This window comes from Mycetocola sp. 2940 (genome assembly GCF_040548835.1).
GTDB lineage: Bacteria > Actinomycetota > Actinomycetes > Actinomycetales > Microbacteriaceae > Mycetocola_A.
This window is the reverse complement of the sequence record NZ_JBEPSK010000012.1, coordinates 1-15,019: the sequence shown is the minus strand read 5'-3', so window position 1 is coordinate 15,019 and position 15,019 is coordinate 1. Positions and strand designations below refer to the sequence as shown.

Genomic DNA, 15,019 nt, shown 5'->3' with positions numbered 1-15,019 from the left:
GAGGCGTGGCAATTCGAATTTAGGGTTGCAGGCAAGACCCGAGGTAGCGTTGAAAGCAGGATTCGAATTGGCACGCAGGTGACGTTTCGTAGGCAGGCTGACGTCGCACGACGGCGCGAGACCGAGGTTGAGTTCTGCGCACATCCCGAGTCTTCCTGACGTACTCAAACATCCCATTCAGCCTCTGTGCCGCCGCCGGTTGACGCGCTGCGTATCTCCCCCGTTTCAACGGGAATTTCACCGAACAGGTCTTGCGGGATAGGGTTCCGCCTCCCCTCTAAGAGTCAGTTGTCCGGCGCACTCCTTGGCAGTCAGATCCTGTTCGATAGTAGATACGCGGGCGTAGCCAATCAGTAATACAGTCATGACGCGCAGACTGATCGTCGAGTCCGTTATGGTCAAGGCCCGCCCGTTGAACGTCAGCAACTGCGAAGTGGCTGCCAACCGAAGTTACGCCGCGGGTGAGGTTGCAGCACTCGGTGAACGCGGAAGTTACTCGACGAGCCGTGGGGAGCGACGCAGCGACGATCCCGTTTGCACTGAGTTGCAGTGTGAGTGCTCGAGGCCGGCGTCCTGCGATACTTCGACCCTTCAGACCAGGGATATCGCAGGAACTCGAGCTAGTGCCTCGGCTGCGGCTTCGCTATCGTGAGGTACCGAGCGGACCGAGAATAGGCGGCAAATGGGATCGTCAGATGAACGTCATGCGCTGACGATCAGCGTGTCGGAGGTGGTCTCAGCCCAGGACCGCGGCCGGGAGAGACGGTACCGCGCACTGAAGTATGCGGACGCACGCAGCGATGCCCTGGCTGCAACCCTTGAAAACGGTTTCGGATATCGTGTCGAGCCGTCCCGCGCCCCAAGCGGTCGCGCGATCGACGAGGCTCTCGAAGGAATAATGGGCCGATCGGCCGACTGTCGCGTGATTCACTTGATCGCACATGGAACGGACGCGCAGAATGATCTGCATCTGGTCGGTTCGGACGGACACCACAGTAGGCCGATCAACATGTGGACCCGTGAGCCATCAGAGATTATGCTCGCTGAGGACCCGCTGCAGGCGATCCCTACCCTTTTCATCGTGGACAGTTGCTCGGCTGGCACCGCAATCCTCGAGCAGTTATTTCACCGCGCTGTGGGCGGTATCACTCACCGATGGGTGGTAGCAGCCGCGGACGATGGAACCGCTTCGTACGACGGCCGCCTCACCGCGGCAGTCGATCGCGTCGGCGAGCGAATCGGCCAGGGTGCACTGGACATCGCACCAGACTTTCCCCATATCCCGTACATGCAGTTCCTGCGCGAGCTGCGGGCCGAGGTCGCGATACTAAGCGCCGGTGGACCGGGGCAAGTGGTGCGAGCGACTCCCGTAGAACGGGACGATCCCGGGACGTTTCCATTCTTCGCCAATCCCAACTACGTCGAACTGACCGATGGGAGTTCTCCTCAGGAGCTCGGCTCGTTCTTAGAATCTCTCGCGTTCGACGCGAAGCACTGGCGTACCCGCGCCGCCGGGCGCGCAGCAGGCGAAGATGATGGTGGGGACGAGTACGGGGCATTCGCAGGTCGGGCACCCGAGCTCTGCACGCTGAACGCGTTTGTCCACGGTGAGGTGCCTGAACGCCTTCTCGTGGTTACTGGCTCTCCCGGGGCGGGCAAATCGGCGCTGCTGGCGCTGCTTGTCTGTAACACCCACGACGCCCTCTCCGAGAGCACGCGCGGTCTCTGGCAAGCGCAGTCAGACATGTTGCCCGGACCCGTCGAACCGGTCGCCGCCGTGCACGCGCGCCAGCTAACGATGGCGGAGGTTGTCGACGCCCTCCACAACCAGCTCGGCCTTCCCGCTTCAAACGGCCCAGAGGAACTCATCGCTCAGATCGAGGCCATGCCAGAACCGCCGCTGGTGATTATCGACGCACTCGACGAGGCGAGCGTGACTTCCGGCGCAGCGGTCGTGGGGTCGGAGTTGCTTGACGGCCTTCTGCTACCGCTTATCGACTCGACCCGGCCCGACGGGATGCCAAGCGCTCGGCTGATACTTGGCACACGCCGCTGGGTGGCGGGTGTGCCGCTAGTCGAACACATCGCCAATCGGGCCATCGTGGTCGATCTTGATGAGGTACCCCCGGAGCGCCTGCGTCGTGAGCTGGAGAGGTACTCCCTGCTCCGACTGGCCGGCGCGAAGAATGCTTGGGACCCGGTGGGCAACGCTCGGGTGGCGCACGCGCTCGCGGAACGTCTGACCGCTGCGAGCCATCACGAGACGAAAGGGCACCTCGACGGCCACTTCCTGGCCGCATCTGTCTTCCTCTCGGGGCTCCTGAACGAGGGCACGAACGTCGATGAGGCGGTGAGCCGTGCGCAGAAGGCGCCCGCCCGGGTCAGTGAACTGCTCGAGCTGGAGCTGTCACGCCACCCGGACCGCGAGGCACTACTAGGGCTTCTCCGGGCGGTCGCTCTCGCCAAGGGCAATGGGGCGCCGCTGGGGGTGCTCGCGCAACTGCATCGATTCACCGCCGATGACGACTCGCCGATCGACGAGGAACGCGCCCGCGAGCTTCTCATCGGTCCGCTCTCGTTCTACTTGCGTACTGCGTCAGACACAGATGGGAGCGTGCTCTACCGTCTTTTCCATCAGGGGCTCGTTGATCAGCTGCAGGATATGTCCGCGCTCGACCACCGCGCAATCCTGAGGTTGGTGGGCGGCAGCGAGCCTGCCTGGGATCAGCAGCGTTCGTACGTGCTGCGGCACATCATCGAGCACGCGTCGGACATCGACAGCCGCGAGAACCGGATTCGGACCAGCGTCGTCTCCTGGCTCTGGGAGCAGCCGGGGTTTCTGCTAGCGTGCAATCCCGCGACCGCCCGCGGCTTTGCTCCACCGATTGCCTCCGCTGGATTCGAATGGTGGGAGCTCTTCTCCTCGACCAAGTTCGGGTCGGATGCTTCAAGGAGCGAGCGTGCCCGGCAGCTCGCCATGCAGGCCGTGCGCTGGGATGACAAGAAGCTGACAGGTCAACTCAGAGCGTATGTGTCCGAATCCGTGCTCTGGCCTGTCTGGGGGACTTCTCGCACGCTCCCGCGCGCTCGCAGTGATGAGCGGCATCCGGCAACTTCGATGCCGTTCAGTTTCGATGATGGGTCCGGCGTGACATTCCGGGGCTATACACGCGAAGGGCAAGAACGGATTGTGGGGACGTTCAGCGGAGAGGTTTGGGCGGCAGCCGGCGAAGAAGCGCTCCGATACCCCCTATGGGAGCACCCGTCCGGGGTCACTGCCGTCGCAGTTTCGCCCAACGGAAAGCGGTTCGCCTCGGCCAGCCTGGATGGTCAGATCGTCGCGCACACGATGGTCTCGACGTCGACCCACGTCGTTACAAAGTCGACCCACGTCGTCACTAATCTGGGCCGTGGCCCCACGGCGCTGCTTGTGGGCGACCTCGGCGAGGTTGTCGTCGGCCTCAGTACCGGTGTCGTTGAGGTACTCGCTGTAAGGTCCGAGGCGGAGCCCGGCGAGCGTATTGAGTTCAACAATGTGGCCACCCTCGAGCTGTCAGGGCGGGGACGTGTTTCTGCGCTGGGGCGCTATAGGGACGGCGACATGCTTGTCGCATTCCAAAACCACACCCTCGTGAGGTGGTCGCCGACGGAGGATACGACGCGGGAACTGATGCTCTCACCGACCCCGATCACATCGATGGCTCTTACGCGCGACGAGCGTCTGCTGGTGTGTGGCTGCTCGGACGGAACAGTCCGTCGCTGGGACATAACGAGCGGAGCTGTCGTGGGATCTCCCCTCTTCGCGGACGAATTTGCCATCCTCGCCGTGCGCATTCTTTCCGACGGTGTGACTATTGAAGCGTTCGCCGAGACAGGAGCTTCGTCGACGTGGGATCTATTCAAGGGGGCTCGCACCGGATTCGAGGCCGAAGAGTCCAGCGCGCCGTTGCGGGCGGTGATGAGCTTGGAGGCGCACGATCGCGTCGTCTCCGGTAGCACCCGGGGTTTACAGACATATGCGAGCAGCACCGGGAGGCAGACGCTCGGGACTTTGGCCGAGCATCCAATCACCGGCTTCGTCGTGGACGGGTTCGAGGATTCGGTGGAGCGTCCCCGGCCCGGTTGGTCCTATCCCAACCGGCGATTGGACTGGCTAGCCCAGCGCAAGTACAACCCAGAGGTGCGAGCGCTAGTCGAAACATCGAACGGCATCGTCGTCGCGGAGGCGGACGGCCGGGTGTCAGGTTGGGAAGTCGTCCGGAAAGACAAGCAGGAGGTGTGGGCGCCGCGCTGGAAAGCCGAGGCGGACGACCGCGTAGAGCAGTTGGTATCGCTTGGGCGCGCGGTCGCCGGCCTAATGGAAGACGGAGCGATCGCCGTATGGGACGCTCAGACCGGCGCGCCACTCGCCGTTGCGCCTGAGTTGCGCGAGCCAGAGCCACACCGGACCACGCTCGCAGCGGACGCCAGCCGGCTGTTCATCGGACATCATGACGGTCGGACCGCAGCATGGGAACTGGGCGGTGACAGACCACCAACCCTGATCACGTCGGTCTCCGGACCTGTCACAGCACTAAATCCCGCTTCGCAAGCGCTGTTAGTGGGCACCGGCACCGGCGTCGTGCAGGCACATCGCTGGGCGGGCGGCACCTGGGAAGCTCGGCTCGAGGCGAGCGTCGTAGGTGTCTTCGAGACCCAAATCCGCTTAGGCCACCGTACCGAAGTCGCTGTGGTGACCGTGAGCTCAGAGGGAGCCGTGTCGCTGCTGGGCGCCGGAACCGGCCTCCGGCTCACCGATGACTTCGAGAACGCTGGCGCGTGCGTTGCCGCAGCCTACGACGCCCGAAGAAGACTACTGACACTAGCTGGCGAGTCCGGACTGCTGACCTTGAGGATCGGCAACGATGACTAATGGCACGGGGTTCCTCGGAATCCATGGCATCAACCAACGCGAAGTCACGCCCCAAGAACTTACCGACGAGTGGACATCGGCTCTCCGCAGTTCTCTCGATGGACTCGGTGTCTCGACGGAGGACGTGGAAGTACCAGTCGTGTTCTACGCCGACGTTTTTCATCCCGCCGCCGTCGCACAGGGCGAGGAACCTCTGGACGACGCGTCGGCACTCCTTCTGGCCGACTGGGCGCTGGACAGTATCGGCGTCCAGGCGCAAGGCCCTGCCGAGCAGTGGGTCGGGCAGGTCGCCCGTCTAATCGCCGGTCGGCTGGACGACGTACCTCCCTGGCTCGTGGCAAGGCTCATGCGAATGGGCGCTCGTGAGGCAAGTGACTACCTGAACGATGCAAGAATGCGGCGCGACATCCAGGGTCGGCTCGCCACGGGCATCGCCACTCACCAGCCGCGGGCCCTCATCGCGCATTCCTTAGGATCGGTCGTGGCGTGGGAGACCATGCAGGCCATCCCCGACCTGCGCGTGGAGCTTCTGCTCACGATCGGATCGCCGCTCGCCCTGCCCAACGCGATGCTTTCCCGGTTGGACCCGCAGCCCGTGCACGGCCGGACGAAGCCTCCGGGCGTCGGCCGCTGGGTCAACGTGGTGCATCCGGGCGACCTGGTCGCTGCGGCGGGTCGTCTTCGTTCAGCTTTCCCCGAGGTGGACGAAGAGTTCGAGATCGATGTCGACCTAGCCGTATGTCACCGGGCGGAGAGCTATCTCACCGCCCCGGTGGCGGCTGGAATTCTCAGTCCATACCGTTGAAGCCGAAACGCGGTGAACCACGCCGCGCCGAGCTGGCTCGCCGGACCGCTGTCTCACTGCCAGCCAATACTCGACCGAAGAGGGCGGTGGAATTCAGCATCCAGAATTACGAACCTGGTCGTGAGCATCCGTTCAGGAATCATAGCGCTAGACGTTCCCACTAGACATGGGATTACGGCGTCTAATGAGCGCCCGCGGGCTTCGGGGCGTTCTTCTCGAAGTCGGGGATCAAGGTCACGCCGACGCCGACTCCTGTCTCTGCGCCGGTGATTTTTCTCTTCGCGTTGAGCCGTGTAGTCACGACGAGGTAGGCCGGCGAAAGACAGATCGACGATACGTTGAGCAGATGGATGATTTGTCAGCAGGATCTGCCTCCGGCCTTCCAATCTGGCACGACGCTTGGGCAGCGCAGCCAGCCACGCTTGAAGAACTCTGGCGCGAAATTGGGTTTCTGAGCTTCTTCGGGTCAGGATCAAGATTTGTTTGGCGAGGTCTCCCAAGCGTCGAATACAACATTGAATCGTCACTCTCTCGAGAATTGCGAAGGAGAGGGATCACCCCGACGGAGGCTGCCATTCGACTGAACGAACAGAACTCGATTGAGGCGGCAAGACGCTGGGGTCTTGGGCATTCGGAGCACGGGTACGCGTCTGACCTGCATCTGCTCGCGATGTTGCAGCATCATGGCGTTCCAACACGACTCGTCGACGTGACGTACAACCCACTTACTGCCCTCTGGTTCGCCTGCTCTGATCCGAAGCTAAGAGACCTGCCCGGCGTGCTGGTGAGCATGGCGGTCTCAAATGTTCCGGTAATTGAGACCGTGCCGGTAGCGCCCCGGGACGTGACCATCGGATCGATGGGTGATCCCCTTCGGTATCCACTTGTGTCAGCCTTGGCATCGTCTGAACACGATGGCGTGCCGTTCTTGGTAGAACCAGTCGTACGGGACGCGAGGATGATCGCTCAAGAAGGGTTGTTCATCGCCTCATCGGTGCCTCAAAGGAGTGCCGGTACTCCTATGGAGGGTTTTCCGTACAAAGGCTCCTGGGTCTTGTTGAGCCTTTTGCGCACTATTCGTGATCTCGGTACGGTGATGATCGGTGACAAATGGGACTCGTTTGGAATATTCGGCCTGATCATCTCGCCAGCGCTCAAGGCACAAATACTTCCCGTATTGGAGAAATCCTTCAATCGGAGCCACCGCACGATGTACCCCGATCTCTCAGGCTTCGCGGTCCAGCGACTTGCCCACGACTACGTTTCGCCAGAAGCCAGTGAAACGCCAGAACGTTGAGCGAGCTACATTGCCCAAAGAGTTCCAGCGAAAGTAGCCATCTTTGACCGATTACGTCGAAGCGGTGATCGACCGCAGGTTCAGTGGCTCTGGCGACCTGTGGGCGCTCTACGAGCGAACTGGCGCGAGGTTGCTCACCGCAGCCGCGGATCTTGGCGAGTTTGAGGCGGGAGCGGTCTATGTCACAGCTGCTGACCACAGTGTCACGGTGAGTCGGAGCACAATCTCAGAAGCACGCGGAGTCCTCGACGATCTCAACTTGGACTACGACTACTCGTTCTACTCGATGTCCAGCGTGCCTGATCGTCGAACCCGTTTCGCTGTGTATCTGTGGGCAGAACAGCGGCGCATCATGGTTACGGTCACGACTCCTTCGCAGGTGTCCAGCGAAGGATTAAAGGGTGTCATGTCAAAGTTCTTCGAGGCCGTTCATGACAACTCACCGAACGCCGCAAGTGTGACTGCTTCACCCCAAGAAGTCGTGCCGGCCGATAGCGAACGGAAGCGGGCGCGCCGCCCCTGGTTCAAACACAGGTACGTTGCTCGCGCTGCAAAGTGGGCCGGAGGCATCATTACTGGAGTCATCGCGGCGGGGTTCATAATGCTTCTGGGATGGAACTGACCACCGAGCCCGACGCGCTGCACGTTACCATCCAGAGGGGCCGCGCCCGTGGCAGCGCAAACACGAGTTCAGGAATTGGGACCGATGCCGAGTGTGCGGTTCATCACTGCGAGCATTGAGCGATCGGGCGCTCTGAAGGCGTGACACGTCAAGCTCGACCACATGCTCGATGGATGGCGAACGGTCGACCTCTTCGATGTGGCCTTCACGTAGAAGGTTCCCGCGCGGGTCGACATCGTCGTGGCGTAGGGAGTCCGCTCGCTCCTCCCGTGCAAGACGCCCCAATGGCTCAGCCGTCAATTGCTGGTAGTTCGGCTTCGTTCCAGATTTCGGCGAAACGATCGGCGACGAGTGGCCAGACCTCCTGACGTCCGTCTTCGATCGAGTGGACCTTGCTCGCCAAATCCCCGAAGAGAACGAAGTCGTGGAGAATAACTCTGCCTGCCCGGTCACACCGCCCCTGCGGATCGGACAAGCGCAGCGCTACCGTGTCGCCGTCGCGACGCCAGATCTGCGGCATATCCTCAATGCCCGAGAAGACGGTTTCGTAGATGGGGAGCGGGTCGCGAGTTCCGGCGTTGCGGAGGAAACGAAATCCCCAGCTTCGTCCTCGGCTGGCCCAGATGATACTCATTTGAGGCTTCGAAGCAGTACCTGATCCTTCTCACCTCTTTCTAAGTCCAGCCCGAAATTGGTCATCATGATGCTCACATAATCATGCTTGTCTTTCGCATCGCGATTGAACTCGTCGAGCTTGTCGTTGGTCAGCTTCGCCATAAAATCCGCAAGACTAGGTCCGATTAGGGCTACAACAAACTTGAGAGGGCCAGGCAGCTTGATTTTGGTTGTGATGAGAAGCACCAACGGGGTGACGGTACTCAGCAAATGATTCGCTACCTCGCCGCCCTTCTTCATCGCCAAAATCCACCCGATCGTTCGCGACAGCGGGAGCATGGCCGCCATCGGCAGGATTAGATCTAACCCAATGCGCTTAGTTACCTCAATGCTTCCCGGTTCGAACTTTGCAGATGACAGCAGCACGAAGTCTTCGCCCACGGACAGGGCGTCGGGAGCTTGTATGAACCCACCGAGCACAGTCCGTAGCTCGCTCAACTCGCCGGCAGCCTTCTCCACGATGAGGTCTCTGAGCTCGCACACGTCGAAGTCTGGCAACAGGTCGGATTTTGAAAGCGCCACGACCCAGACGCGGGGAAACATGACGAGTGGTTTGCCGTCCTCCAGTAGGTCGTCCCGGAGCTTGAGAAGTCCGTTTTTCAGGTTGGTGAACAACGCTTTCAGGTACCGTTCCTCCTCACCGGAGTTGTCCATCAGCCGCTGGGCATCCACCAGAAGTAAAGCAACATCGGAAGTCAACAGAGACCTGAATGTTTCGACTCGGCGCGCAGCCTCCACCGGTCCGTTGGGATCCTGCTCAAACCACTCCCCGGGATAGTCATGCCAAATTAGGCGCAAGTCCTCGACCTGCTTGGCATTCTTCGCCTTCGAGCCGGGCACTTTTCGGCGCTTGACCGAGAAAGAGTATGAGGTCGCTTTCAACTGGTTCGACATCGGCAGGGACGCTGTCTTCTTCATGCCGAGGTAGTTTTGATGAAGTCGATTACCGTCGCTGGTATCGTCCGCGACAACGTCGAAGAGGCTCGTTTTCTGAAATTCTGGCTCCTGTGCCCCTCCATAGAAGGAGGAGAGCAGCACCGTTTTGCCGCTGCCTCTTTCACCGAATACCGCAATTTGCTGCTCGCGTGCTACTTTGCCTAGTCCCATATGAGAAACCTATGGCACGGGAGGCATCCCAGTTGCCGCAGCCACCCCCCGCGCTGAGGTCCTGGGGTCGCCACGAAAGCGGTAGGAGATCCCGTTGCGGGTGCTCGAAAAGGCATAAACGACACATCGGCGGAAACAGCGGGTCGAGTAACCGGGCACGGGTCATGTGGTTAACGCCGCATCACTCGAGAACCGAGTGGATTGCTACGTTGCAGGCGCGGTCTCCCAGGTCGACATCAGCGTTATCCCCGACTGGCACGAACGGACCCAGGGTTCTCAGTGCGGCAACTGACTTGTGGGGGGTTCTGTTGGATGACATATCCCTGATGCTCACCCGCATTGGGGCCACGCAGATGGGTACGGGTACGTCGCGGCTTCCGTAAGATCACGACTACGCGCTCCACCGTGTCTACCGGACCACAGCGACCAGAAGGTTCTTAATGACCGAAGTAACTGACAGAACCACAGGTCCCGAGAGTGAGGGGTCGCCTCGGAACGACCTCATCGTCAAAAGGTTCGTTGAGGAGTTGCTTACCCTCGAGCAGATAGCAGACGAGTTTGGCGTCTCACGTGCTCGTATCGGTCAAATATTGAAAGAGGCAAATGTCGACGCGCGGGCCGTGCAGAGGCAGCGGACGCTCGGTCGGGCCGACGTGCGCGCTGGCGAAGTCAGATCGTTCGCCGATGAGATTTCTGACGCGGCCGTGCGCCTCGCGGCCCTCGGACTGGCGCGAGCAGACATCGAAGCAAACCTTGCGGCGTTCCGACCAGATACAGACCCTGGCATCATCTCGGCGTCTATCGATTACCTCCGCGACGCGGGTCGGCTCGTCATCGACAGATCCGGAGGTGAGCAAAAGGTACCGGACAGCGTGCTGCGCTCGAGTCTGCTGTATGCCGTGGGCCGTCGATACGAACTCGTCGCCCCGCAGACTTCGGCGGAACTCTCAATGGATCCAGAAATGGTCGCAGATACGAACCGCGTGCTCGCCTCAGCCGGCGTTCCGCCGGAAGAGATCTTGCAGGTTCTCAATGTCATACAGGCAGCGTCGGAGCGCATTGCAGCTGATGAGTCCGTGACCCTCTCCGGCACGAGTTACGACGCAACCCGAGCGGCCTTTTTGGCCGACCACCCGGCCTCCGACCGGCAAGCTGTTGCGTGGCCTGTGGGTTCTCTAACCGTCTCAAGGCGGTTGGGTGGCAGCTGGAATGCCGCACTAAGCTCACTCGGCATTAAGACCCAGTCTGCTCCCGAAGGTTTCGGAGCCGCTCAGTACACGCGTTCGGAACTTGCCAGGACTATCCGCGACTTCATTGCTTCAGGCGTCGGAACGGCCTACGCAGATTACGAACAATGGGTGCAAACAGAGAAGGGGAGTGGGCGCGTCCGTCCTTCTGGACCTTCCGTGAGATACGCCTACGGGTCATGGAATGACGCCGTACGATCGGGCGGGGACGCTGAGCGAGTTGACCGTGTAACCGAGCGACGATTGCGGAAACCGGCGACGCAAAGCACACTCGATGAACTTATCGAGCACGAGGAGGGCGAGCGCGAGAGGCTTTCCGACGAACTCATGCGGCAGGCGGAGTCCGGAAAGCTTACGCCGGAGCTGCTCGAATCCATCGAGCACCAGAAAGCCGTTGCAACCGCCACGCTCCACAGATATAGACAGGAGGGGGAGAGGTGGGACGAACAGGTCCGGAGGTGGGCCAAACAAGACACGCAGGGTGATCGTCAATTCAAGATTAACCTTTGGTTAGCCGTGGCGATCGGCGCGAGCGCCGCCATCGCTCCGATGGTTGTGTGGTGGCTCGACCGCTTGTTCCCGGTTCCGTAGTCCCCTTTTTCTGATCTGGCCACGTAACCTCCGGCACTCGCCATAGCCAGTTCTACCACCCTTCCCGCCAGATTGAGGACGCCATAGGTACCCCCGAACTGCGAGCTGCCCACGATGCTCCTGCGATCAGCCTGACGGATCCACAGTGATCGGCGCGGCAACGGTCGGGCACACCCGGAGCGGTTGAGATCCGCGAACCATTTGCGCGCGGGCCGCCCTGCGAGCGGTCGCCTATCGTTCCCGCTTGAAGTCCCGTGAAGTTCCCGTTGAGGGTTCCTTTAGAGCATCGACGGCTTGAAACGACGCTTCGCTGGCACGAAGTGACGTTCGGGAGAGCTACGCTCGGGAGTAGTCACACTCGACGCATTGTCGGTGGTTGTTCCACTTCATGAGGCGGCATGGTTTCATGGAGCATGACGACAACCGTGCCCCTGGACGTGGCGGATAACCTCGCCGCTCTGAGCGCAGCGTTGTCAGCGGTGATACCACCGAAGGCTTCATCAAACCTTCTGATCGGTACATGGAATCTTCGAGCGTTCGCGGATCTCACAGCCAAGTGGCATTCGGAACCCGACGATTCTCCTAAGCGCGACTGGTACGCCGTGGCGTGCATCGCCCAAGTCGTCGCACGCTTCGACGTGGTTGCCGTTCAGGAAGTGCGCCGCAACACGACCGCGTTACGTTTCCTCCTCGAACAGCTCGGTGAGGCATGGCGGGTCATCGTCTCCGACGTGACCGAGGGCGGTCCGGGAAACGGAGAACGCCTGACCTATCTGTATGACTCAACCCGGGTGCAACCCTCCGGGTTGGTGGGCGAAATCGTGCTCCCCGCAACAGGTGACGTGCCAACCGAGCAGTTCGCCCGCACCCCATATGCCGTCAGCTTTCTCCGCGGAAACGCAGAATTCACCCTGACCACACTGCACGTCATCTGGGGGAAAAACCCACAGGCGCGACTACCCGAGATCACAACATTCGCCGGGTGGATGCGCCGCTGGGCGGACCGCCCCCGCGACTGGAACGACAACCTGCTCGTGCTGGGCGATTTCAACCTCGATCGGATCGGCGACCCGTTGTTCGAGGCATTCGTTTCGACGGGGCTTTGGCCTCCCACAGAGCTGAATAGCGTTCCGCGGACGGTGTTCGACAATGATCGGTCGAAGCACTTCTATGACCAGATCGCCTGGTTCTCCGAACCGGACGGGCAGTCTTTGTTGCACTCCCTGACGTACACCATGCGTGCGGGCTCCTTCGACTTTCTTCCACATCTGCTGGGAAACATGACACGGTCAGAAGCATCCTGGCGGATCTCGGACCACTACCCGTTGTGGGTGGAATTTCAACTGTCCCCATGAGTCGTTCCTCCGGTCCGCGTCGATGAAGTCACGGAGCGCACGACCCCGGCGCCAACTCAACGTAGCCGCAGACGAACTCTTCACACCCGTTGGCGCCCTTTGGACCGCGATGGGAAAGCCCCGCCCTTCCCGAACTCCTTCTCACGGGCAGGTGAGCCGAATAGCATCCTCGTATGAGCACCGGCCCGAATCCTCACCAGACACCTTCTGAGCTTCGCGCTGGCGAGGCGTTGCTCACCACCGAGCCTCAACTGCATACGTTCGGCGGTGCTCCTTCCGGTAAGACGTTGAGCAGACCCGACTTGGCAAACGCCAGAGAGGCAGGCAGCAACGCCGCGGAGGACTTCTCACGCTCCACAAGCAGCGGTGCCCGACGACCAGTCCCCGCCGGCGATGACCTCTGGCACCTAATCATGGGAGAGCAGCGACGGGAAGACTTCGAGGCTGGCGCCCTGGCAATGCTCCGGCAGGAGTGGGAGCACGGTTATGAAGGCTACTTGTGACCTCAACCCTGTCGTTGTGGATCCGACTTCCCCGCGCCCGCCGTTCATCGTCTAGAGTGGCAGCGATTCGGCTATGAGGCGGTGCCGCCACCGTGGCGGCACCGCGATCAGTCGACATCCATCGCGAACAGCCGGTGAGGAAATCTGCTGCAGTCGGGGCGCTGATTCACTGAGAAGCGGCGAAACCCCCGGGTGGGACGGTGCTGCCACCGTGGCAGCACCGCGTTCACTCATCATCCTTCGCGAACGCCCGGTCAAGTAGCGCGGCGGTGGCCGGGTTCACCATCTCGCTGCGTTGGATGTAGTGCTGCACCGTGATCTTCGTGTCCGTGTGGCCCAGCAGCTCTGAGGCGAGTTCGATGCTGGCGTTGGTGTTGACCGCGGTGGCAACAGTGCGGCGGAACATGTGCGGGGTCACTCCCTTGATGCCCGCTCCCTCGAGCACCTGTCGCAGTTGACGACGCACGTTCGCCGTCGTCAACGGCGTGCCGTCCCGGGACTGGAACAGCAGGTCATCCAGGCCCAGACTCCCGACCTTGGCGAGCCGCCGGCGGACCGCGTCGGCAGTGAAGGTGGGGATGGCAACAACGCGGGTGGACCTGGCGGTCTTGGGATGATCCTGCCGGTAAGTCTGCTCACCTTTGCGGCTGATGATCGTGCCGGACAGGCGGATGGAGGGCACCGGGCTCGTGACGTCGACGTCCCGGCGGCGGATCGCCAGCACCTCGCCGATCCGTGCTGAGGTGCCGAGCATCACCTCGATGATCGCACCGAGCTGGCCGTCGGGCTTCGGCCCGGAGACGTGGTCGGCGGCGCTCTCCCACTGGGCGATCGCCGCGCGGATCGTGTTCACCTCGGGGGCCATGAGCGCATCGGGGATGTGCGGCTCGCGGTGAAGGCGGGAGACGTGGTGCATCGGGTTGCGCGGAAGAACCTCATGCCGCACCGCCAGTTCCAAAGCGAGCCGCAGCACCACCCGAGCCTGCTTGGCGCGACTGTAGGAGATCTTCGCCAGCTGTTTGATGAACTGGTCGCACCGGGCGACGCCGATCTCCCGCAGCGTGAGGCTGTCGAACGCCGGAGAGACGAGGGTGCGCATATTGCGCTCGTACAGGTTCCGGGTGGTTTTGGAAATCCGGCCCTCCAGATCGATGTCGTTCAGCCAGTAGGCCACGAGGTCGGCGAAGAGGCTGTCGGGCGTCAGGGTGGAGTCGGTGGGTCGGAGCAGGGACCGCTCAGCGAGCTTCGCTTTCAGCGCGCCCTCGGCGGCCTTGGCGGTGGCGCCGGTGGCCTGCACCTGGCGCGCTCGACCGTCCCAGTCGCGGTAGCGGGTTCGTGCCTCGAATCGGCCGGATGGCATCGCCCGCGTGGTGATGTCGCCGAAGGTGCCGATGGTCAACCGTGGCCGGGCCATCTCAGTTCACCGCCGATCGGTGTGACCGGGTGGGCTGGACGGTTCGCGCTGCTCGGCGATCCACGCCCGCACGTCGGAGACGGCGAACTTCAGATGTTTGCCGAACCGGTAGGCCGTCGGGCCTTTGCCGTGCACCCGCCAGTCGTAGACCGTGGAGAGCGGTATACCGAGGTAGGACGCCAGTTCGGCGACGTCCATCAGGGGCTCCAGACCCCATGCGTCGGTCGGAGGAGAGGTTGGGTGTTCTTCGTGGATGCTCATACCCACTAGGTGCGCACGAGGATCCCGAATGATCGGAGCGGACCCAGAAGAACGTCAGCGCGACGGACGGGAGCGCGGCCTCAGGGCCGTTTGAGAGGAGTAAAAGGTGGGTTTTTGATGGGGTAGTCAATTCCGTTAACCTAAAAAGTCCCGGAAACCCTTGAGTTTCCGGGACATTCGGTCGGGCTGACAGTGTCTGGTTTCAGGACATCGTTGACAGATGTGTCGGG

General features: G+C 61.7%; 11 protein-coding genes. 7 read left to right on the top strand and 4 right to left on the bottom strand.

Features of this window, described 5'->3' with window-relative positions:
- The first annotated feature begins 682 nt into the window (after window positions 1–682).
- From ABIE24_RS13960 to ABIE24_RS13945, 4 genes are all read left to right on the top strand, one after another.
- Window positions 683–4,912 carry a caspase family protein gene (locus tag ABIE24_RS13960; RefSeq protein ID WP_354500678.1) on the top strand — a complete coding sequence of 1,410 codons (4,230 nt, stop codon included), beginning with the start codon at window positions 683–685 and terminating at the stop codon, window positions 4,910–4,912.
- Entirely contained in the window at window positions 4,905–5,717 is an 813-nt protein-coding gene (locus ABIE24_RS13955) for a hypothetical protein (protein WP_354500676.1), read from the top strand. The genes ABIE24_RS13960 and ABIE24_RS13955 overlap by 8 nt, the downstream gene beginning before the upstream one ends.
- A gap of 346 nt (window positions 5,718–6,063) precedes the next feature.
- Window positions 6,064–7,014: an FRG domain-containing protein gene (locus ABIE24_RS13950; protein ID WP_354500674.1), complete on the top strand. Its 951-nt coding sequence runs from the start codon at window positions 6,064–6,066 to the stop codon at window positions 7,012–7,014.
- A gap of 43 nt (window positions 7,015–7,057) precedes the next feature.
- On the top strand, window positions 7,058–7,636 hold the full coding sequence (locus ABIE24_RS13945) for a hypothetical protein (RefSeq protein ID WP_354500672.1): 579 nt from the start codon (window positions 7,058–7,060) through the stop codon (window positions 7,634–7,636).
- Window positions 7,637–7,925: 289 nt separating this feature from the next.
- Here ABIE24_RS13945 and ABIE24_RS13940 read toward each other — a convergent pair whose 3' ends face one another.
- A complete protein-coding gene (locus ABIE24_RS13940) occupies window positions 7,926–8,270 on the bottom strand; it encodes a hypothetical protein (RefSeq protein ID WP_354500670.1) in 345 nt (114 codons plus the stop codon).
- Window positions 8,267–9,418 carry a TRAFAC clade GTPase domain-containing protein gene (locus ABIE24_RS13935; RefSeq protein ID WP_354500668.1) on the bottom strand — a complete coding sequence of 384 codons (1,152 nt, stop codon included), beginning with the start codon at window positions 9,416–9,418 and terminating at the stop codon, window positions 8,267–8,269. The genes ABIE24_RS13940 and ABIE24_RS13935 overlap by 4 nt, the downstream gene beginning before the upstream one ends.
- A gap of 440 nt (window positions 9,419–9,858) precedes the next feature.
- Here ABIE24_RS13935 and ABIE24_RS13930 point away from each other — a divergent pair, with 440 nt between their 5' ends.
- From ABIE24_RS13930 to ABIE24_RS13920, 3 genes are all read left to right on the top strand, one after another.
- Window positions 9,859–11,256, top strand: coding sequence for a sigma factor-like helix-turn-helix DNA-binding protein (locus ABIE24_RS13930; protein WP_354500666.1), 1,398 nt, complete (start codon window positions 9,859–9,861; stop codon window positions 11,254–11,256).
- 413 nt (window positions 11,257–11,669) lie between these two features.
- The gene (locus tag ABIE24_RS13925) at window positions 11,670–12,611 is read left to right on the top strand and encodes an endonuclease/exonuclease/phosphatase family protein (RefSeq protein ID WP_354500664.1); all 942 of its coding nucleotides are present in this window, start codon (window positions 11,670–11,672) and stop codon (window positions 12,609–12,611) included.
- 173 nt (window positions 12,612–12,784) lie between these two features.
- Window positions 12,785–13,114, top strand: coding sequence for a hypothetical protein (locus ABIE24_RS13920; RefSeq protein ID WP_354500662.1), 330 nt, complete (start codon window positions 12,785–12,787; stop codon window positions 13,112–13,114).
- 226 nt (window positions 13,115–13,340) lie between these two features.
- Here the strand turns inward: ABIE24_RS13920 and ABIE24_RS13915 are convergent, their stop codons facing one another.
- Together ABIE24_RS13915 and ABIE24_RS13910 are read right to left on the bottom strand one after the other, a co-directional pair.
- Entirely contained in the window at window positions 13,341–14,528 is a 1,188-nt protein-coding gene (locus ABIE24_RS13915; protein ID WP_354500660.1) for a tyrosine-type recombinase/integrase, read from the bottom strand.
- A 6-nt stretch (window positions 14,529–14,534) separates the two neighbouring features.
- Entirely contained in the window at window positions 14,535–14,789 is a 255-nt protein-coding gene (locus ABIE24_RS13910; RefSeq protein ID WP_354500658.1) for a helix-turn-helix domain-containing protein, read from the bottom strand.
- Window positions 14,790–15,019: the final 230 nt, after the last annotated feature.